General features: G+C 39.0%; 18 protein-coding genes. 7 read left to right on the forward strand and 11 right to left on the reverse strand.

The window, feature by feature from the left end:
• Positions 1–43: 43 nt before the first annotated feature.
• The 5 genes from P375_RS12870 to pntA all read right to left on the reverse strand — a co-directional run bounded on the left by P375_RS12870 (position 44) and on the right by pntA (position 5,153).
• A complete protein-coding gene (locus tag P375_RS12870; protein ID WP_280643067.1) occupies positions 44–169 on the reverse strand; it encodes a hypothetical protein in 126 nt (41 codons plus the stop codon).
• Positions 170–379: 210 nt separating this feature from the next.
• Entirely contained in the window at positions 380–1,060 is a 681-nt protein-coding gene (locus P375_RS00600) for a hypothetical protein (RefSeq protein WP_039133152.1), read from the reverse strand.
• Positions 1,061–1,165: 105 nt separating this feature from the next.
• Positions 1,166–1,993, reverse strand: a complete 828-nt coding sequence (gene dapD, locus P375_RS00605) for a 2,3,4,5-tetrahydropyridine-2,6-dicarboxylate N-succinyltransferase (protein ID WP_039095632.1) — start codon at positions 1,991–1,993, stop codon at positions 1,166–1,168.
• A 240-nt stretch (positions 1,994–2,233) separates the two neighbouring features.
• Positions 2,234–3,607, reverse strand: a complete 1,374-nt coding sequence (pntB, locus tag P375_RS00610; protein WP_013745331.1) for a Re/Si-specific NAD(P)(+) transhydrogenase subunit beta — start codon at positions 3,605–3,607, stop codon at positions 2,234–2,236.
• Between the two features lie 10 nt (positions 3,608–3,617).
• A complete protein-coding gene (gene pntA / locus P375_RS00615; RefSeq protein ID WP_039133157.1) occupies positions 3,618–5,153 on the reverse strand; it encodes a Re/Si-specific NAD(P)(+) transhydrogenase subunit alpha in 1,536 nt (511 codons plus the stop codon).
• Between the two features lie 440 nt (positions 5,154–5,593).
• Here pntA and tyrS point away from each other — a divergent pair, with 440 nt between their 5' ends.
• The 3 genes from tyrS to arcA all read left to right on the forward strand — a co-directional run bounded on the left by tyrS (position 5,594) and on the right by arcA (position 9,377).
• Entirely contained in the window at positions 5,594–6,781 is a 1,188-nt protein-coding gene (gene tyrS, locus P375_RS00620; protein ID WP_013745333.1) for a tyrosine--tRNA ligase, read from the forward strand.
• 89 nt (positions 6,782–6,870) lie between these two features.
• On the forward strand, positions 6,871–8,460 hold the full coding sequence (prfC, locus tag P375_RS00625; RefSeq protein WP_039133160.1) for a peptide chain release factor 3: 1,590 nt from the start codon (positions 6,871–6,873) through the stop codon (positions 8,458–8,460).
• 203 nt (positions 8,461–8,663) lie between these two features.
• Complete coding sequence (gene arcA / locus P375_RS00630; RefSeq protein WP_013745335.1) at positions 8,664–9,377, forward strand: two-component system response regulator ArcA; 714 nt, start codon at positions 8,664–8,666, stop codon at positions 9,375–9,377.
• Between the two features lie 80 nt (positions 9,378–9,457).
• Here the strand turns inward: arcA and zipA are convergent, their stop codons facing one another.
• Positions 9,458–10,534, reverse strand: a complete 1,077-nt coding sequence (gene zipA, locus P375_RS00635) for a cell division protein ZipA (RefSeq protein ID WP_039133163.1) — start codon at positions 10,532–10,534, stop codon at positions 9,458–9,460.
• Between the two features lie 158 nt (positions 10,535–10,692).
• On the opposite strand from zipA, the gene P375_RS00640 reads away from it, so the two are divergent.
• Entirely contained in the window at positions 10,693–11,535 is an 843-nt protein-coding gene (locus P375_RS00640; protein ID WP_039133166.1) for a patatin-like phospholipase family protein, read from the forward strand.
• A gap of 13 nt (positions 11,536–11,548) precedes the next feature.
• Positions 11,549–12,295, forward strand: a complete 747-nt coding sequence (cysZ, locus tag P375_RS00645) for a sulfate transporter CysZ (RefSeq protein ID WP_052121766.1) — start codon at positions 11,549–11,551, stop codon at positions 12,293–12,295.
• Positions 12,296–12,392: 97 nt separating this feature from the next.
• Here the strand turns inward: cysZ and icd are convergent, their stop codons facing one another.
• Complete coding sequence (icd, locus tag P375_RS00650) at positions 12,393–13,646, reverse strand: NADP-dependent isocitrate dehydrogenase (protein WP_039133171.1); 1,254 nt, start codon at positions 13,644–13,646, stop codon at positions 12,393–12,395.
• Positions 13,647–13,809: 163 nt separating this feature from the next.
• Here icd and P375_RS00655 point away from each other — a divergent pair, with 163 nt between their 5' ends.
• On the forward strand, positions 13,810–14,490 hold the full coding sequence (locus tag P375_RS00655; protein WP_039133174.1) for a pseudouridine synthase: 681 nt from the start codon (positions 13,810–13,812) through the stop codon (positions 14,488–14,490).
• Entirely contained in the window at positions 14,484–14,945 is a 462-nt protein-coding gene (locus P375_RS00660) for an NUDIX hydrolase (protein ID WP_039133177.1), read from the forward strand. The genes P375_RS00655 and P375_RS00660 overlap by 7 nt, the downstream gene beginning before the upstream one ends.
• A 74-nt stretch (positions 14,946–15,019) precedes the next feature.
• On the opposite strand, the gene cysK is transcribed toward P375_RS00660, so the two are convergent.
• The 4 genes from cysK to acnD all read right to left on the reverse strand — a co-directional run bounded on the left by cysK (position 15,020) and on the right by acnD (position 22,240).
• Positions 15,020–15,970 carry a cysteine synthase A gene (gene cysK, locus P375_RS00665; RefSeq protein WP_039133185.1) on the reverse strand — a complete coding sequence of 317 codons (951 nt, stop codon included), beginning with the start codon at positions 15,968–15,970 and terminating at the stop codon, positions 15,020–15,022.
• Between the two features lie 206 nt (positions 15,971–16,176).
• Positions 16,177–18,141 carry an acetate--CoA ligase gene (gene acs, locus P375_RS00670; RefSeq protein WP_039133187.1) on the reverse strand — a complete coding sequence of 655 codons (1,965 nt, stop codon included), beginning with the start codon at positions 18,139–18,141 and terminating at the stop codon, positions 16,177–16,179.
• 277 nt (positions 18,142–18,418) lie between these two features.
• Positions 18,419–19,594 (reverse strand): 2-methylaconitate cis-trans isomerase PrpF, encoded by a 1,176-nt coding sequence (gene prpF / locus P375_RS00675; protein ID WP_039133189.1) that lies wholly within the window; start codon positions 19,592–19,594, stop codon positions 18,419–18,421.
• Positions 19,595–19,645: 51 nt separating this feature from the next.
• A complete protein-coding gene (acnD, locus tag P375_RS00680; protein WP_039133191.1) occupies positions 19,646–22,240 on the reverse strand; it encodes a Fe/S-dependent 2-methylisocitrate dehydratase AcnD in 2,595 nt (864 codons plus the stop codon).
• Positions 22,241–22,274: the final 34 nt, after the last annotated feature.

Genomic DNA, 22,274 nt, shown 5'->3' on the forward strand with positions numbered 1-22,274 from the left:
CCTCAGCTAACCGAACAATCGCTTGTCACACCATCTGTTTTACTCATCTACCATCTGGATGACGACTACATTGATAAGCAATCAATTCATTGTTATAGCAATTGCAGTAATCCACGAAATCTGCGACAGTTATAGTGTCGCAGATTTCGTGGCTTGCAACATTCATCATAGTGATAGCTGAAAATTTACTTTATTTTTCATTTTGCCAAACTGAAAACCGCTGTAATTTACTGAAAAATTTCAGTTAAGATCATTTTAATGCGATCTGTTTCACTACAAGAATAACAAATAATATCTTTATTTCACCAACTGTTACAAAAAAAGCTGATACTTTAGGATATCAGCTTTTCATCAATAAGAACTAATAACAGTCAATGTATTATTTATTTTCGCTTTTTAATTCTTCTGCTTTATCAGCTACTGCTTTTGCAGCATCTTCAACTTTCTCTACCGCTGCATCTTTCGCATCAATTACAGCTTCTTTAGCTGCATCTACTTTTTCTGCTGTAGCCTGTTTTGCTTCTTCAACTTTCGCTGCCGCTGCATCTTTTGCATCAATTACAGCTTCTTTAGCTGCATCTACTTTTTCTGCTGTAGCCTGTTTTGCTTCTTCAACTTTCACTGCCGCTGCATCTTTTGCATCAATTACAGCTTCTTTAGTCGCATCTACTTTTTCTGCTGTAGCCTGTTTTGCTTCTTCAACTTTCGCTGCTGCTGCATCTTTCGCATCAATTACAGCTTCTTTAGTCGCATCTACTTTTTCTGCTGTAGCCTCTTTTGCTTCTTCAACTTTCGCTGCTGCTGCATCTTTTGCATCAATTACAGCTTCTTTAGTCGCATCTACTTTTTCTGCTGTAGCCTCTTTTGCTTCTTCAACTTTTGCTGCTGCTGCATCTTTTGCATCAATTACAGCTTCTTTAACATCATTTGCAGCTTGTTTTACATCTTCCACAGCTTTTGTAGCAACATTAGCCGCAGATTCTTTAGTATCTTTATCAAAACAACCTGTTAAAGCCAAAGAGGCACTTAAGACTAATGTAGCTAATAGTGTTTTTTTCATTACCAATTCCTTCTTGAGTTAATTACAGGGTAATCCATTAGGATTTATTAAAAATAAGCCTGCTTTTTATAAGCGACTTTCTACTAGACAACAATTTTTAGAGCATTACTCATCAATTGTTCTTAATAATTCATTGATTCCTACTTTTCCACGTGTCTTTTCATCAACCTTCTTCACAATTACTGCACAATATAAGCTATGTGAGCCATCTTTGCTCGGCAAACTACCTGAAACTACAACCGAACCTGCTGGCACGCGACCATAATGGATCTCACCGGTTTCACGATCATAAATTTTGGTACTTTGACCAATAAACACACCCATCGAAATGACAGAACCTTCTTCGACAATTACACCTTCCACAATTTCAGATCTTGCACCGATAAAACAGTTATCTTCGATAATAGTTGGATTTGCCTGCAATGGTTCTAATACACCACCAATTCCAACACCGCCGGATAAATGAACATTTTTACCAATTTGTGCACAAGAACCGACTGTTGCCCAAGTATCAACCATTGTTCCTTCATCTACATAAGCGCCGATATTGACGTAAGACGGCATCAATACTGTATTTTTAGCAATAAATGCACCTTGGCGTACTGCCGCTGGTGGAACCACACGGAAACCTTCCTGTTTAAAACGCGCTTCATCGTAATTCGCAAATTTCATTGGTACTTTATCGTAATATTTGGTTTCAGCACCATCGACAATCTGATTATCGTTAATACGGAAAGAGAGTAACACGGCTTTCTTTAACCACTGATTGACCACCCACTCACCATTCACTTTTTCAGCAACACGACGTTTACCTTTATCAAGATCTTGAATAACCTCTTCTACTGCAGCTCTTGTTGCTGCATCCACTGTAGTTGGAGTAATTTCAGCACGTCTTTCAAATGCTTCTTCAATAATTTGTTGTAAGTTTGACATAGTTTTCCCTATCAATAATTCCAAAAAAGAAGGCTAGTTTTATCATATTTTGCCGTTAAGCAAAAGATATTTCTAAAATCACTTGTTTATTAAATAAACTTTAGAAAATATCAGATTTCTCAATTTCACAAACAAGAGATTGCCATTGTTCCATCATTTTATTTGCCTAAACCGAACAAAAATTGACGAGATAAAAAAGGGCTACCATTTTAGTAACCCTTTGATTTATTTAAGCTTAAATTAATTTAATGCTTTAAGAATATTATCCACACTCTCTTTCGCATCGCCAAATAGCATTTGCGTATTTTCTTTAAAGAATAATGGATTTTGTACTCCCGCATAGCCGGTGTTCATTGAACGTTTAAACACCACAACATTTTGTGCTTTCCACACTTCCAATACTGGCATACCTGCGATTGGGCTGCTAGGATCATCCTGTGCGGCTGGGTTTACTGTATCATTCGCCCCGATCACCAATACCACATCGGTATCGGCAAAATCATCATTGATTTCATCCATTTCCAACACAATGTCGTAAGGCACTTTAGCTTCTGCCAACAACACATTCATATGCCCCGGCAAACGTCCTGCAACCGGATGGATACCGAAACGGACATTGATACCTTTTTCACGCAATTTTTGAGTAATATCCGCCACCGGATATTGCGCTTGCGCTACTGCCATCCCATATCCCGGAGTGATGATAACGGAACTCGCATTCTTCAACATTTCCGCCACTTCTTCCGCCTTCACTTCACGATATTCGCCCTGTTCTTCATCGCTCTTCGCTACAACATCATTACCGAAACCGCCGGCAATCACGCTGATAAATGAACGATTCATCGCCTTACACATAATGTAAGAAAGAATTGCCCCTGAAGAACCGACCAATGCACCGGTAACGATCAATAAATCATTACTTAGCATAAAACCTGCTGCCGCTGCTGCCCATCCGGAATAGGAGTTCAACATTGAAACCACAACCGGCATATCCGCACCACCGATGGAGGCAACCAAGTGCCAACCGAAAACCAATGCAATAATTGTCATTAATATCAATGGTAACAATGCAGGTTCATTCAAGAAGCAGAGCATTAAAAGGAAAGAAACAATTAACGCAAGCAAGTTTAATTTATGACGATGTGGCAACATCAATGCTTTAGATTTGATGATACCGCGTAATTTACCGAATGCGACGATAGAACCGGTAAAAGTTACCGCACCGATAAAGACGCCTAAGAACACTTCAATATTATGAATATTTTCCAGTGTCGGATCAGTTACGCCGTGAGATAAATAGCTGTTAAATCCAACAAGCACTGCCGCTAAACCAACAAAACTATGTAATAAAGCAACCAACTCCGGCATTTCTGTCATTTCAACTTTCAATGCTTTGCGAATACCGAGGATAGCACCAATGATCATCGCAATGATGATCCAAAACTGTCCGTGAGTGTGTGGGCCGAATACTGTTGTAAATAGCGCAATTGTCATCCCGATAATACCGTACCAACAACCAGCTTTCGCAGTTTCGTGTTTAGACAACCCAGCCAAACTCATAATAAACAATACTGCAGCAATGATATAGGCTGCATGCACAAAACTTTCAGACATTATTGACTCCTTAACCTTTTCTGAACATTGCCAACATTCTTTGTGTTACTTTGAAGCCACCAAAGATATTAATGCTTGCAACCAAAATCGCGATAAACGCTAATAGACTGACAATAAAATGTCCGTGCCCGATTTGTAACAACGCCCCAACGATAATAATACCGGAAATTGCATTAGTTACCGCCATTAATGGAGTATGCAAGGCATGACTGACATTCCACACCACATAGTAACCAACAACACAAGAAAGCACGAATACGGTAAAATGAGATAAAAATGCTGCCGGAGCAACCGAAGCCACACACATATATAGAACGATAGCAGTAATCAATAATCCCCATTTACGTGCCGGATTTGCCGTTTTTTCCTCTGTTTTTTCTTCTTTCACTACCGCTTTCGGTTTTTGCGGTTGTGCAGAAACTTTTATTGGAGGTGCCGGCCACGTCACTTCACCATCACGAATAACGGTAACGCCACGTTGAACTACATCTTCAAAATCAATATTGATGATGCCGTTTTTCTCTTTGCACAAGAGTTTCAATAAATTAACTAAGTTAGTGCCATAAAGCTGAGAGGATTGGGTTGGCAAACGACTTGGTAAATCGGTATAACCGATAATTTTGACTTGATTTTCTGTAATAACCACTTCATCTGCTTTAGAAAGTTCACAGTTACCGCCGGTAGCCGCCGCCAAATCGACAATCACACTACCCGGTTTCATACTTTCAACCATCTCTTTTGTAATCAAGCGTGGCGCAGGTTTGCCTGGAATCAATGCTGTAGTAATGATAATATCAACTTCTTTAGCCTGTTCCGCATAAAGTGCCATTGCACGACGGTTAAACTCTTCTGACATCACTTTGGCATAACCATCACCACTGCCTCCCTCTTCCTGATAATTAATTTCAAGGAAAGAGACTCCCATACTTTCAACTTGTTCTTTTACTTCAGGACGAGAGTCAAATGCACGAACGATTGCGCCAAGGCTGTTAGCCGCTCCGATTGCTGCCAATCCGGCAACGCCGGCACCGATAACCAATACTTTTGCCGGCGGCACTTTACCTGCGGCAGTGATTTGACCGGTAAAGAAACTACCAAACTCGTGCGCTGCCTCCACAACCGCACGATAACCGGCGATATTTGCCATTGAACTCAATGCATCCAATGATTGTGCACGAGAAATACGTGGCACCGCATCCATTGCTAGCACATTAATTTTTTTGCTAGACAATTTTTTCATTAAATCAGGATGTTGCGCAGGCCAAATAAAGCTAATTAGCGTTGCACCTTCTTTGATCTTTGCAATTTCATCGTCTGTTGGTGGATTAACTTTTAAAATGATGTCTGCTTGCCACCAAACATCATCGGCTTTCCCGATCTTCGCTCCTGCTTCAGCAAAAGCGTGATCTTCAAAACTTGCTTTAAAACCGGCATTTTGCTCAATAATCACATCAAAACCGAGCTTTTTAAGCTGTTGGACGGTTTTAGGCGTTGCCGCCACACGACATTCTTTATCGAGCAACTCCTTAGGTACACCAATTAGCATAATTATTCCTTAAAAATCAGCTCATTATTCATCAGGATAAGTGTTTATCCTCCCATAAATTGATCTTAATATGTCTAAGACCAAGTCGATTAACTGTATCACTAAATTAAGAAAAAAGGGCAATTTTTTAATAAAAAAAAGCAATTTTTCAAATAGCTGAACAAGAAGTTACATCATTTTGATAACTCATTAACAACCTTATTTCGTTCTATCACTCATTGAAAATGTAAATATTTGTAATTCCTCTTTTGTTGAGAATTATTTTCATTTATATTTAATCCATAAATTTTGATAATCACTCCAACACTTTGCCTCTTTTACCCACAAAAAGAGGCTTTTTTTTGCCTAAAGCACAGCTATTTCCTCTTGTATGCTTTCTATTTAATAAATAACCTTTATAATGGAAAAGTCGTTATTTTTATTTATTTTTAGGGACAGTTATGACAGATATAAATCAAGTTCTCGCGGAATTAAAGCGCGGCGTAGATGAAGTACTTTCAGAAGAAGATCTTATTGAAAAACTTAAGGAAAATCGTCCATTAAAAATTAAACTTGGTGCCGATCCAACAGCACCGGACATCCACCTCGGCCATACTGTTGTATTGAACAAATTGCGTCAATTCCAACAATTAGGTCACGAAGTTTATTTCTTAATCGGTGATTTTACCGGTATGGTCGGCGATCCTTCCGGCAAAAACACCACTCGTCCACCACTTACTCGTGAAGATGTATTACGCAATGCGGAAACCTATAAACAACAAATTTATAAAATTTTGGATCCGGAAAAAACTCACGTTGTATTCAACTCTTCCTGGTTAGGCGAACTTGGTACAGAAGGAATGATTCGTTTAGCTTCTCAATATACCGTTGCACGTATGTTGGAACGCGATGATTTCAAAAAACGTTTTTCTAATCATCAATCTATCGCCATCCACGAATTTATCTATCCTTTATTACAAGGTTATGATTCTGTTGCTTTAGAAGCAGATGTTGAACTTGGCGGAACCGACCAAAAATTCAATTTATTGGTTGGTCGTGAATTACAAAAAGCTCGCGGTTTAAAACCTCAAGTAGCAATCACACTTCCGCTTTTGGAAGGTCTTGACGGCGAGAAAAAAATGTCAAAATCATTAGGTAACTATATCGGCGTTTCCGAAGCACCTGATGATATGTTTGGCAAAGTGATGTCAATTTCCGATGAATTGATGTGGCGTTGGTATGATCTGCTCTCTTTCCGTTCCTTGGACGAAATTGCTCAATTAAAACAAGATGTTGCCAATGGTCGTAACCCGCGTGATGTAAAAATTCTCTTAGCAAAAGAGTTGATCGAACGTTTCCACGATAAAGCGGCAGCGGATGCAGCGGAACAAACCTTCATTGAACGTTTCCAAAAAGGCGCAATGCCGGATGAGATGCCTGAATTCACTTTTGAAGGTGAAATGCCTATTGCCAACCTATTAAAAGAAGCGGATTTGGTCTCTTCAACATCCGAAGCGTTACGTATGATTAAACAGGGTGGCGTGAAAATTGATGGCGAAAAAGTAGAAGATAGTAAACTTGTTATTTCTGCTTCTACTGCCGTTTACCAAGTGGGTAAACGCAAATTTGCCAAAGTCACCATCAAATAAATTTTAGTAATAGTCCGACTTTCCCTTTGCTCTTGAAGGGAAAGTCATTTTTTTGAATATCTCTTTTATTTCAATAACATATTTACTTTATGACAACTCAAACATTCTTAGAAGAAGTCAATAAACGCAGAACTTTTGCGATTATTTCTCACCCGGATGCCGGGAAAACCACCATCACAGAAAAAGTATTACTCTATGGGCAAGCCATCAAAACCGCCGGCACAGTAAAAGGTCGAGGTTCTAATCAACACGCAAAATCCGACTGGATGGAAATGGAAAAGCAACGTGGAATTTCCATTACCACCTCCGTAATGCAATTTCCATATAATGACTGTTTGGTGAATTTATTGGATACGCCGGGGCACGAAGACTTCTCGGAAGATACTTATCGTACATTAACCGCTGTCGATAGCTGTTTGATGGTTATCGATGCCGCTAAAGGGGTTGAGGAACGTACTATCAAACTAATGGAAGTCACTCGCTTACGAGATACGCCAATCCTGACCTTTATGAATAAACTCGACCGAGATATTCGTGATCCGATGGAATTATTGGATGAGGTGGAAAACGTTCTAAAAATTAATTGTGCCCCAATCACTTGGCCAATTGGTTGCGGTAAATTGTTCAAAGGCGTATATCACCTTTATAAAGATGAAACCTATTTATACCAAACCGGGCAAGGACACACTATTCAGGAAGTTCGTATTATCAAAGGCTTAAATAATCCGGAATTGGATCAGGCTGTCGGTGACGATTTAGCGCAACAGTTACGCGATGAGTTGGAATTGATCCAAGGGGCAAGCAATGAATTTGATTTGAATGCTTTCCTTAAAGGTGAATTAACGCCGGTATTTTTCGGAACTGCGCTCGGTAATTTTGGGGTTGATCATATGCTGGATGGCTTAACACAATGGGCACCGGCGCCACAATCGCGTCAAACTGATGTACGCACTGTGGAAGCTACCGAAGAAAATTTTTCCGGCTTTGTCTTCAAAATTCAAGCTAATATGGATCCAAAACATCGCGATCGTGTCGCCTTTTTAAGAATTGTTTCCGGTAAATATGAAAAAGGGATGAAACTTCGCCATATCCGCATTGGAAAAGATGTTGTCATCGCTGATGCTTTAACCTTTATGGCTGGTGATCGCAGCCACGTGGAAGAGAGTTACGCCGGTGACATCATTGGCTTACATAATCACGGAACAATCCAAATCGGTGATACCTTTACTCAAGGCGAAGAGCTGAAATTTACCGGTATTCCGAATTTTGCACCGGAACTGTTCCGCCGTATTCGTTTGAAAGATCCACTAAAACAGAAACAGCTACTAAAAGGACTGGTTCAACTTTCCGAAGAAGGCGCGGTGCAGGTTTTCCGCCCATTGATTAATAATGATTTAATCGTAGGTGCGGTAGGTATTTTGCAATTTGATGTTGTTGTTGCACGTTTAAAAACGGAATATAACGTAGAAGCAATTTATGAAACGGTCAATGTCGCAACGGCTCGTTGGGTGGAATGTTCGGATAATAAAAAATTTGAAGAATTTAAACGCAAAAATGAACAACATTTAGCCTTAGACGGTGGCGATAACTTAACCTATATTGCGCCAACAATGGTCAATTTAAATCTTACTCAAGAACGTTATCCGGACGTTGTTTTCTTTAAAACAAGGGAACATTAATTTCTCCTTATTCCTTAGTATTTCTCTTTTGAAATACTAAGGAAAAATTATTGTTCAATCTTCTGACTTAGATCATAAAATTTCCCTATAATGTAACAAATTTAACATTTATTATTGTCGCAATGAGTTCGGCTCGTTAAAATACTGGGCAATTTTTTGATTTGATGAACGATTTGTTAAATTTAATTTTTAAGGATATAGCTATGACACCTAAAATTCTGATTGTCGAAGATGAAGCGGTGACACGTAACACGCTTAAAAATATTTTTGAAGCAGAAGGTTATCGGGTATTTGAAGCTGTTGATGGTGCTCAAATGAACCAACAACTTGCTGCACAGAAAATAAATTTAGTGATTATGGATATCAATCTACCGGGTAAAAATGGTTTGTTACTAGCGCGTGAATTACGTGAGCAAAACAATATTGCATTAATGTTTTTAACCGGTCGTGATAACGAAGTGGATCGTATTCTTGGTTTAGAAATCGGTGCGGATGACTACATTACCAAGCCATTTAACCCAAGAGAATTAACTATCCGTACTCGCAATCTGTTACAACGCACAATGCAGGATAAAAACGCAAATAGCCAAAAACATATTGAAAAATATCAATTTAACGGTTGGACATTAGATATTAACAGCCGTACATTGATTAATCCTGATGGCGTAGCGCAAAAACTGCCACGCAGTGAATTTCGTGCAATGCTTCACTTCTGTGAAAACCCGGGTAAAATTCAAACTCGCGATGATTTATTGAAAAAAATGACCGGTCGTGATTTGAAACCGAATGACAGAACGGTGGATGTCACCATTCGTCGCATTCGTAAGCACTTTGAAGAACACCCGGATACACCGGAAATTATTGCGACTATCCACGGCGAAGGTTATCGTTTCTGTGGAGATTTAGAGCCGGTTTAATGACAACATTAACCAATAAATAAGCAAAAAAATAGCACCGCAAAGGTGCTATTTTTATATCTGCTGTTTCTCTTTAAACTTTAAGAATTAGGTGCTCCCAACATCTGCAAATAGCGATCACGGCTGTTATCATCAAAAATTTCACGTTTATCATTTAAAACGAAACCATTCAATTTTTCTGCCAATGTTTCCGCTGCTCGACATAACATTCTAAAGTTCACAATATCACTCGCCGGAGACGGCAATCGCATAAATAATGTTAAGCCAATCGTAGAAAAATTCTCCATATTGTTAGGATCAAATGTTCCGGGCTGCACCATATTTGCCACACTGAAAATTATCGGACTTTTCACCATATTTACATCTAAATGACGGTGATAAATATTGTATTCCCCGAAAATAAAACCAAGCTCTTCCAAAATCTCTTGAATATGAACACCATAAAATTGACGATTTTCCGGTGCAACCACATACAACATAATAAAATCAGGTTTTTTCTGTGGTGCTTCATTTGCGATGACACTGCTCTGTTCTTCAGTAGCAACACGTTGCTGAGGTTGCTCCGGCTCTGCCTGCACAACATTTTCCTGCTGCTGTTGATATACTGCTCGCGCTTCCACTTGAGAAATCGGCTCGGCAACCGATTCTTTCGGCGCTTCATAAGAAACTGGATTTTGCACAGACGCATTCATTTTTACAGTTTCAACGTTATTGGTCTGAGTTTGCGTTGTTGAATTTGGCAACGTAATTTTAATACTCTCAACACTTCTTGCCGTTCTTTCTTCATAACTTGGTGCTATCGTTTCCTGTTCATCCAACGGCAATTGGGTTTGATACGGCGAAGGTTGAAGAGTAGGTTGAACTGAATCAACCGGTTGCTGCATCGGTTGTTGCGCCATTCCATAATTCGCTTGCTGAGGTTGTCGAGTTACCGGTGCTACATTTTGAGAATAGGGATTATGCGGTGTTTGTGCATCCTGACCATAAACCGAAGCCTGTGCTTGTTGTGGTGAATGCGGCGGACGATGCTGACGCTCAAATTGCTGGGCAGATTTTACAAACTGCGCTTTTTCACGACGGCTAGACCAAACTCCGTGCCCGATTAGAACGCCTAATGCAAGCACTCCAAGCATAATTAAAATTTGCTGTAAATCCATTGTAACTCACCCAATTTATTTATGGCTAAAACGTTGATTATTGTAGCGTAAACGCCTATTAGCTTACCATATTTTTTCCTTCTTGTTTGCAAAAACCTACATAGACATTCCATAAAGTTATCGCTAAGATCAAAAATCCACAAAATAGAGAGGGAAAAATGAAAGTAGGTCTGGTATTAGAAGGCGGGGCAATGCGAGGGTTATATACCGCCGGTATTTTAGATGTTTTTTTAGAACAGGATATTCACGTGGATGGTATTGTCGGCGTGTCGGCAGGTGTGTTATTCGGCGTAAATTATCCCTCAAAACAGAAAGGTCGGGCGTTACGTTACAACTTGAAATATTTGAATGACAAACGTTATATGGGGTTACACAGCTTAATCGCCACCGGCAATATCGTAAACAAAGATTTCGCTTTTTATGATTTGCCAATAAATATCGATCGTTTTGATGAGCAAACATTTATTGATTCCGGCATTGATTTCTATGCCACACTGACCAATGTCGATACCGGTCAGGCTGAATATGTCAAGCTCTCGCATATTTTTGAACAAATGGAAGTTTTACGTGCCACTTCAGCAATGCCTTTTGTTTCTAGAATGGTTGAAATTGATGGCAAACGCTATTTGGATGGCGGCATTGCCGACAGTATCCCGTTAGAAAAATGTCGACAATTAGGCTATGACAAAATCATTGTTATCCTGACACGCCCTTTGGAATATCGTAAAAAAGCAGTTAATCCATTATTATTTAAACTGTTTTATGCGAAATACCCAAATTTAGTCACTAGCTTGGCACAACGTTATCTCAATTATAATCAACGTGTTGAACAGGTGATCGAAGCTGATAAAAAAGGAGAAATTTTTGTTTTTAGACCTTCAAAAACACTGTCAATTAAACGAATTGAGAAAGATCCTGTCAAAATTCAAGCTATGTATGATTTAGGCGTAGCCGATGCTCATCAAGCATTAACAGGCTTAAAACATTACTTATCACATTAACAATAAGGAAAATATCGTGAATTACTCAGAAATCAAACAAGGCTGGCACTATTTTGTAATAGGTTGGCATTTAATTCGCCAAAAAGGGTTAAAACGCTTCGTTATTATACCTATTCTGCTTAATATCGTATTACTTAGTTTTGTCTTCTGGCTATTAATGAATCAAATTGGTGACTTAATCACTTGGATACTTTCTTTTATGCCGGCGTGGTTGGATTGGCTAAAATATATTATTACCGCTTTAGCCGTCATAACGATCCTGTTAGTCTACTATTTTATTTTTACAACATTAGCTGGGTTTATTGCTGCACCATTTAACGGATTGCTTGCGGAAAAAGTAGAAATATTACTGACCAAACAAGGAGGAAATAACGATGGTATTATAGATTTCATCAAAGATTTACCTCGAATGATGAAACGTGAATGGCAAAAATTATGGTACAGCTTGCCTCGTTTTATTTTGCTCTTTATTCTTGGTTTTATTCCGGCTTTCGGACAAACTATTGTTCCTGTGCTATTTTTCTTGTTCACCGCTTGGATGCTTGCTATTCAATATTGTGACTATCCGTTTGATAACCATAAAATAGCTTTTTTACAAATGCAGAAACAATTAGCACAGCATCGTGTATTAAACGTAACTTTCGGTAGTTTAGTTGCCGTCTGCACATTTATTCCATTATTAAATTTCATCGTAATGCCTGTTGCGGTTTGTGGCGCAACTGCGCTTTGGGTGGATAAATACAAACCGCTTAATCAGTAATCAAATCACAATCAAAAAATTTACCAAAACAAAAAGTCTTGCTTTCATTTAGTAAAAACAAGACTTTTTTTCAAACGATATAAATTTAGCGAAGTGCTTATGCCATATTGGCAATAATATCATCAGCAAAGCCATCGGTAGAACGCAAAGTTGCACCTTCCAACATATCTGCAAAATCTGCTGTTACGGTCTTATTGGCAATCGTTTTAGAAACGGCATTCACCACCAAATCTGCAGCTTCAAACCAGCCTAAATGACGAAGCATCATTTCACCGCTTAAAATCAATGATCCCGGATTACCGATATTTTTACCGGCAATTTTCGGAGCAGTACCGTGAGTTGCTTCAAAAATCGCTGCTTCTGTACCAATATTTGCTCCCGGTGCAATACCGATACCGCCCACTTGAGCCGCTAACGCATCTGAAATATAGTCACCATTCAAGTTCAATGTTGCAATGACATCATATTCTGTCGGATGAAGAAGCACTTCCTGCAAGAAAGCATCTGCGATACAATCTTTAATCACGATTTCTTTGCCGGTTTTCGGATTAGTCAATTTCATCCACGGGCCTTTATCAATTAAAGTTGCGCCGAACTCCTCAGCCACTTGGTAACCCCACTCTTTAAATGCACCTTCGGTAAATTTCATAATATTACCTTTATGTACAATAGTTAAAGAATCACGATTGTTATCAATCACATACTGCAATGCGGCACGCACTAAACGTTGTGTACCCTGTTTTGAAACCGGTTTAACCCCAATTCCGCAATCTTCAGGGAAACGAATTTTCTTCACGCCCATCTCTTTTTGTAAAAACTCAATCACCTTATTAGCTTCTGCTGAACCGGCAACCCACTCGATTCCGGCATAAATATCTTCAGAGTTTTCACGGAAAATCACCATATCAACCAATTCAGGATGTTTAACCGGACTTGGCGTGCCATCATAATAACGAATAGGACGCAAGCAGTTATAAAGATCCAAACCTTGACGCATCGCCACATTCAAAGAACGAATACCGCCACCAACTGGTGTCATCAAAGGCCCTTTAATTGCAACGTGATATTCACGAATTGCCGCAACGGTTTCATCTGGTAGCCAAGTATCACCACCATATAATTGATTTGCTTTACCACCAGCATAAATTTCCATCCATTGAATTTTACGTTTACCGCCGTAAGCCTTTTCAACAGCAGCATCAATCACTTTTTTCATTGCCGGCGTAACATCAACCCCAATACCATCCCCCTCGATAAAAGGAATAATCGGTTGATCTGGAACAATTAATTGACCATTTGCATTAAGTTGAATTTTTTCGCCTTGAGTTGGTTTTTGGATATGAGTTTGCATAATTTGCCCTTTTCAGTTAGAAAAAAAGAAAATCGCTGATTGTCTTTGCCCTTTGCAAAAGTAAATGCAATCAGTAATACAGAAAACGGCTTTTAGTATAAAATAAACTGCATAATAGACAAGTTAACTACATCACATTTTTAACATTTTTTTAAAAACTATTATGAAAAAATTTTATCCCCATCATAAAAAAACAGGTTATCGGCGCACTGAAAAGCCAAAATTGCAGTTAGAACAAATAAAAGTGGTGCTTTTTAATAAACCATACGACGTATTGACACAATTCACTGATGAACAAGGGCGCAAAACATTAAAAAATTTTATTCATATTCCTGATATCTATCCTTGCGGACGTTTGGATCGTGATAGCGAAGGTTTACTGTTATTAACTAACTGTGGCGAAATTCAACATCGATTAACCACACCGGCATTTAAATCGAAAAAAACTTACTGGGTTCAAGTAGAAGGTATCCCGTCCGAACAAGATCTTGAATCGTTACGGCAAGGTGTCATTTTGAAAGATGGGAAAACATTACCAGCAATAGTCAAATTAATTCCACCACCACAAAATTTATGGCAACGCAATCCGCCAATTAGGGAACGAAAAACTATTCCAACCAGCTGGTTAGAGATCTCTATTCACGAAGGCAGAAATCGTCAAGTTCGGAGAATGACTGCACATATCGGTTACCCAACTTTACGACTAATCCGCATAGCAACCGCTGGTTTGAATCTTTTCAATTTTCCTCAACTACAACTTGGCTGCAGTTATTCATTAAATCCGAACGAAATAAAACAATTATTGACTCGATTAAAACTTAAAATTAAGGAGCAACTATGTTAAATCCACGTATTACAATGGCTTGCGTTGTGCATTGTCAGGATAAGTTTTTATTTGTTGAAGAGTTTGAATATGGCAAGATGACACTCAATCAACCCGCTGGTCATCTTGAAGAGAATGAAACTTTATTAGAAGGCGCAAAACGTGAGCTGTTTGAAGAAACCGGTATAACCGCTGAAATGCAACAATTACTAGGCGTTTATCAATGGCACGCTCCTCGTTCAGGAAAAGACTATTTCCGTTTTGTTTTTATTGTCGAATTAGAAAAATGTCTGGAAACACAACCGCACGACAAAGACATCAACGGTGCATTATGGCTAACAATTGATGAGTTTCAGCATTATATTCAACAACCCGGTAATGCTGCTCGTAATCCGTTGGTTTGGCAAGCATTACAAGATTACATTGCCGGAAAACGTTTCCCTTTGTCGGTATTACAAAGTTTTAATTTTACTTAAGCAATTTGTGAGCATTGCAGATATAAAAAGACAGACTGCTATTAAAGCAGTCTGAATGATTATTTTATAATTAATTAAATTTCAATATCAGCGAAAAGAGGGGTACTTAAATAACGTTCCGCTGCAGAAGGCAAAATTGCTACAATTAATTTATCTTTAAACTCTGGTAATTTTGCCAAACGATCAGCTGCCGCCACTGCCGCACCGGAAGAAATGCCAACTAATAAGCCCTCTTTTTCCAATAATTTACGTGCAGTTTTAATTGCGGTATCGCTATCCACTTTTTCCACACGGTCAATTAAGGATAAATCAAGATTTTTGGGAATAAAGCCGGCGCCGATACCTTGGATTTTGTGTAGGCCCGGTTTCAATTCTTCACCGGCAAGATATTGACTGATCACCGGTGACTCTTCCGGTTCAACCGCTACCGATACAATATTTTTCTTTTGATCTAATTTGATGTATTGAGAAATACCGGTAATTGTACCGCCTGTTCCCACGCCAGCAACTAAAACATCAATTTTACCTTCACTATCGTTCCAAATTTCTGGGCCAGTAGTCTGACGGTGAATCGCAGGGTTAGCGGGATTTTCAAACTGTTTTAGCATTACATAGCGATTAGGATCAGAATTCAAAATTTCTTCCGCTTTAGCTATCGCCCCTTTCATTCCTTTTGTGCCTTCAGTCAATACAAGGTTTACACCTAAACTTTTAAGCAATTTTTTGCGTTCATTACTCATTGTTTCTGGCATTGTGATAGTAATTTTGTAGCCTCTTGCCGCTGCAACATAAGCAAGAGCAATACCGGTATTACCGCTGGTTGCATCAATAATTTCTTTATCTTTGGTGAGAATGCCATCTTTTTCCGCCTGCCAAACCATATTGGCACCGATACGGCATTTCACACTAAAACTTGGATTTCTACCTTCTACTTTTACTACTAGATTTCCATTTTGACCAAAGTGTTGTAAACACACTAACGGTGTATGCCCGATACTTAATGAATTGTCTGCATAAATAGTCATAATTGCTCCTAAATAATCTGTTTTATCTATTTGAATAGACTTAGATTACTCTTAACTTACACATATGAATAATGGTTATTGGCTATATTTTATAACTAAAAAGAATATTGATGATTTTTGTTATAATATCTGCTGTTTAATGCGCATAAAAATTTGTTGCTTACACAAAAAAGCCCTGAATAATCAGGGCGTTATATCGTTAAATATTACAGAATTTGCCGTTGTAGCTGTCCAATAATTTGCGGATTTTCTAAAGTAGAAACATCTTGGGTAATCACTTCATTTTTCGCAATAGAACGCAATAGACGGCGCATAATCTTGCCGGAACGAGTTTTTGGCAAGTTGTCAGCAAAGCGAATATCTTCAGGTCGTGCTATTTTACCGATTTCTTGAGATACCCACTGTTTCAACTCTTCTGCCACTTGTTTTGCTTCATCATCATCAATGAAAGCTTGATTAAGCACTACAAACGCTACTATCGATTCACCTTTAATTTCATCCGGTTTACCAACTACCGCTGCTTCGGCAACTTTTTCATTCGCTACTAATGCAGATTCAATTTCCATTGTGCCTAAACGGTGACCAGAAACATTCAATACATCATCCGTTCGTCCTAAAATCCAGAAATAACCATCTTCATCACGATGTGCGGAGTCTCCGGCAACATAGTATTTGCCACCCAACTCTTCAGGGAAATAGGTTCTCTTATAACGTTCATCGTCATTCCAAATAGTGCGTAACATTGACGGGAACGGACGTTTAATCACTAACATACCGCCATTACCATTCGTAACTTTATTGCCCTCTTCATCAACGACATCTGCCATAATACCCGGTTGCGGTAATGTACAAGAACCTGGTTTCAACGCAGTAACTCCCGGTAAAGGCGATAACATAATTGAACCTGTTTCCGTTTGCCACCAAGTATCTACAATAGGACATCTCTCCTTACCAATAACCTGATAAAACCACATCCAAGCCGATGGGTTAATCGGTTCACCAACACTACCTAATAAACGCAGTGAGGAGAGATCATATTTCTTAGGGATATGATCACCGAAACGTGTCAATGAACGAATTAAGGTTGGAGAAGTGTAGAAAACATTCACTTTATGACGCTGAATAATACGCCAAATACGACCTGCATCCGGATAACTCGGTACACCTTCATAAATCACTTGCGTTGCACCATTTGCCAAAGGCCCGTAACAAACATAAGAGTGACCAGTGATCCAGCCCACATCGGCACTACACCAATACACATCATCCGCTTTGTTATCAAAAATATTACGGAAGCTGTTAAGTGCGCCTAATAAATAACCGGCAGTGCTATGAACAATGCCTTTTGGTTTTCCGGTTGAGCCAGAAGTATAAAGAATAAAAAGTGGTTCTTCCGCATCCATCCACTCTGGTTCACAAAAATCCGGTTGATCTTTAGAAAGTTCGTGCCACCAAAGATCGCGCCCCTCTTGCCACGGAGTATCGATATTTAAACGATAATAGACGATTACTTTTTCAATTGAATCACATCCCATTTCAAGCGCACTATCTACCGTTTCTTTTAATGGGATAATTTTTCCACCACGTAAGCCTCCATTAGCTGTAATCACCATTTTAGCCTGAGCATCTTCAATACGATCACGCAAAGCACTTGCTGAAAATCCTCCGAAAACAACGGAATGGATAGCACCGATTCGGGCACACGCCTGCATTGCAATCACAGCCTCTGCTAACATTGGCATATAAATCACAATACGGTCACCTTTTTTCACTCCTTGTTCACGCAGTGCATTAGCAAACCGACAAACACGGTTATGTAGTTGTTTATAGGTGTAAGTATTGACCTGACCGAAATCTGATTCAAAAATAAGAGCAACTTTATTGCCTTTATCTGGAAGATGACGATCCAAGCAGTTATATGAGGCATTAAGTTTGCCATCAATAAACCATTTATAAAACGGTGCATTACTGCCATCAAAAATAGTCATAAACGGTTTTTTCCAACTAATTAATTCTCTAGCCAAATCTGCCCAATAATGTAGGTAATCTTCATCTGCAAATTTCCATAATTGTCGGTACTGTTCATCATTGCCGATATTCGCTTGTTGTCGAAATTCATCACTTGGTGGAAAAACTCGATCTTCTTTTAAAATTGAATCTAATTGTTGCATAGGGTTCTTCTCCTCTATTGATGGATAAGCAAGCGATGCACCACATTACGAATCGCCAATGAAACTTTTAAGTTATACAAAAGTTAAAAAATAAGCAATTTAAAGTTAATAAAATGTTTGATACATAGATCACATTTTTGAAAAAATTTTTGTTAGAATGAGAAAATTTACAAAAATAAGTAAGAAATGAGTTCAAATATTAACCCAAATATGATTGATAATTAGATTTATATTGGAAGCCGAGCATAAACACTCGGCTTTATCGGCTTTAAAAGATTCAGAAAGTGTCTGCCGGCACAAACACATATCCTTCCATCAGAATTCTAGCACTACGACTTAATATTGCACTTTTCACAACTGGCTTACCATTTTGATTTTCAATGATTGCTCCTACTTTTAAAGCACCTGATGGATGTCCGAAAGTAACGCTTTTTTTCTCACCCCCACCAGCTGCCAGATTAACCAAAGTTCCAGGAATGCAAGCAGCAACACCAATTGCAACAGAAGCTGTTCCCATCATTGCGTGATGCAATTTTTGCATAGATAACGCTCGCACAAGCAGATCAATGCTATCCGCTTTTACCTCTTTACCGCTTGAAGTAATAAAATCTTTTGCCGGTGCGACAAAGGCAATTTTAGGCGTATGCTGTTTGGATTCAGCCTCTTTCTCATTGGCAATCAAGCCCATTTTCAAAGCGACGGCAATTCTAATGCGTTCAAATCGATCTAATGCCGCTTGATCACCATTAATATCACTCTGCAATTCCGTTCCTGTATAACCGATTTCATCAGCATTGACAAAAACGGTCGGAATGCCGGCAGTGATTAACGTCGCTTGAAGCGTACCGATTTCCGGCACCTCTAAGGTATCAACCAAATTGCCGGTTGGGAATAACGCCTCATTCGGATCGACCGGTTCAGCAAATTCCAGCACAATCTCTTCTGCAGGAAAAGCAACTCCGTCAATATAATAATCTCCGATTTCTTTCACTACACCATTAACCATTCTGACATAGCAAAAAATCGTTTTCTTGATATTAGCCTGCCAAATTCTTACGCAACAAACTCCATTTTCCGGAACATTCTCCACCAAACCTTCTTTAATGGCAAAAGCCCCTACTGCACTGGACAAATTGCCACAATTACCACTCATATCAACAACATCTTTATCAATAGCGACTTGACAAAAATAGTAATCGACATCGTGGTTAGCAACTGTGCTTTTTCCAACCAACACAACCTTAGATGTAGAAGAAGTTGCGCCCCCCATTCCATCTATTTGTTGTTTATAGAGATCTGGACTACCTACAATTCGTTGTACCAATTTATCCCGTTTTTTAGGATCTTGCCGTACCTCTTCGGGCAGATCCGCTATATTGATAAATGTACCTTTTGAAGTGCCACCACGCATATAGGTCGCTCTGATTTTAATTTGCGGTTTATACTCACTCATAGATTTCCACCTTAAAACAAAATAGTTTATTTATTGTTTTCGGATTACTATTTATTGTGCATTGACAACATCTTTCGCAAATTTCTGCAAAATGCCACCGTTTTTATACACCTCAACTTCAGTCGATGTATCCAATCTACATAAAACAGGGAATTTAACCACTTCGCCATTACTTCTTGTCATCACGACAGTTAAATCACATCTTGGCGAGATTTCACCTTCAATATCAAACAGTTCACTACCATCAATAGCATAAGTATGGCGAGAGTCACCGGCTTTAAATTGCAATGGTAATACCCCCATTCCAACTAAATTCGTGCGGTGAATCCGCTCTATTGATTCGGCAATCACCACTTCAACACCAGCCAATCTCACCCCTTTTGCTGCCCAGTCACGTGAACTGCCCTGTCCATAATTGATGCCGGCAATGATAATTAAAGGCTGTTTTTTCGCCATATAATGTTCTATCGCTTCCCACATTCTGGATTCTTTGCCTTCAGGCATAATTTTAGTGAGCGATCCCTGTTTAACACTGCCATCTGCATTTTTGACCATTTCATTAAATAATTTTGGATTCGCTAGAGTTGCTCGCAATGCGGTATTGTGATCGCCGCGGTGAGTGGCATATGAATTTAAATCGGCAACTGGCAACCCCATTTTTAAGCAATATTCGCCCGATGCAGAAGTAGGCAAAATTGCATTCGATGGCGACAAATGATCGGTTGTAATGTTATCTGGGAAAACACCCAACGCTCTCATTCCTTTCAATGCCGGCATTTGCATATATTCCGCTTGCCAATACGGCGGTTTCTGAATATAGGTGGATTGTTTATTCCAAGGATAAAACAGGCTCATATCTTTTCTGTTGCTGTCATCTTTAATAAACATTGGAATATAAACATCATTATACATTTCCGGTCTAACGTATTTTTTCTCAATCGTATCGATCTCTTCGTCCGTAGGCCATAAATCCGCTAATTTAATACTGTTTCCAGCCGCATCCTTACCTAATTCATCATTTTCAATATCAAACCGAATTGTTCCCACCAATGCATAAGCGACTACTAATGCTGGTGATGCCAAAAATGCTTCTTTAACATAAGGGTGAATTCTACCGTCAAAATTTCTATTGCCGGATAATACGGCTGTGGAATAAATATTTCTCTCAAGCACTTCCTGTTGAATTTTCGGATCAAGTGCACCAGACATCCCATTACAAGTAGTACAAGCAAAACCAACTATACCGAATCCTAATTTTTCTAATTCCGGCAATAACCCAGCGGCTTTGAGATAAACTTCTATCACTCTAGAGCCTGGTGCTAATGAGGATTTTACCCACGGTTCTCTCTTCAAACCAAGCTGATTGGCCTTTTTCGCGACCAATGCTGCAGCAATAATATTACGCGGATTGGAAGTATTAGTGCAGGAAGTAATAGCAGCAATTAAAATAGCACCATCCGGAAGTTTATCGTCTTTTGGTGGTAATGGTTTGGCAATACCTTCTGCTTTTAATGTTGTCGTCGGCACTAATTTATGCGGCTTCGATGGTCCAGCCAAACTTCTTACAACTGAACTTAAATCAAATTTTAAGGTTCGTGCATAAGTGGCGTCACTTAAACTATCCGCCCATAACCCATTCGCTTTGGCATAGGCTTCTACCAATTTGACTTGCTTTTCTTCTCTGCCGGTTGTTCTTAAATAGGTGAGCGTCTGTTCATCAATAGCAAAAATACCGGCGCTTGCTCCATATTCAGGTGTCATATTAGCAATAGTAGCCCGATCACCTAAATTTAAATATTTAATGCCTGAACCATAAAATTCTAAATAATCGGAAATCACATTATTTTGTCTTAAAAACGAAGTTAATGATAATGCAATATCGGTTGCTGTAATTCCTGCTGCCCGAGTACCTGTAATTTCAACACCAATAATTTCCGGCACTCTCATATAGGAAGGATTTCCCAGCATCACATTTTCTGCTTCCAAACCGCCCACACCAACGGCGATAACGCCTAGAGCATCAACGTGAGGTGTATGTGAATCTGTTCCAACTAGCGTATCGGGAGAAGCAACGCCATCATTTAAGTGGATAACCGGTGACATTTTTTCCAAATTAATTTGATGCATAATACCATTGCCCGGTGGAATCACATCCACATTATTAAAAGCTTGTTTTACCCAATTGATAAAATGAAATCTGTCTGCATTTCGTCTATCTTCAATTTCACGATTTTTTCTAAAGGCATCCGGATCATATCCGCCACACTCGACTGCAAGGGAATGATCTACAATAAGTTGTGTCGGCACTACCGGATTCACTTTTTTAGCGTCGCCACCTTTTTCCGCAACTGCCTCACGTAGTCCTGCCAAATCAACAAATGCAGTTAATCCTAAAATATCATGACAAATCACACGAGAGGGATACCAAGGAAAATCTTTATCCGTTCTTTTTTCTATTAATTGAATCAGAGAATCTTTTAAATCTTCTTCAGGACATTTTCTTAATAAATTTTCTGCCAACACTCTTGAAGTATAATTTAATTTAGAAAATGAATGAGGGGAAATATCTTCTATCGCCGATTTAATATCATAATATTTAACACCGGGCATATCCGGTAAATCTTTGAGATATTTTTTATTGTTCATCGTGATCTCCACAGATTGCTTTCATTATTGTTCA

Origin of the sequence: Gallibacterium genomosp. 2 (genome assembly GCF_000771895.1) — a bacterium.
Classification (GTDB): domain Bacteria; phylum Pseudomonadota; class Gammaproteobacteria; order Enterobacterales; family Pasteurellaceae; genus Gallibacterium.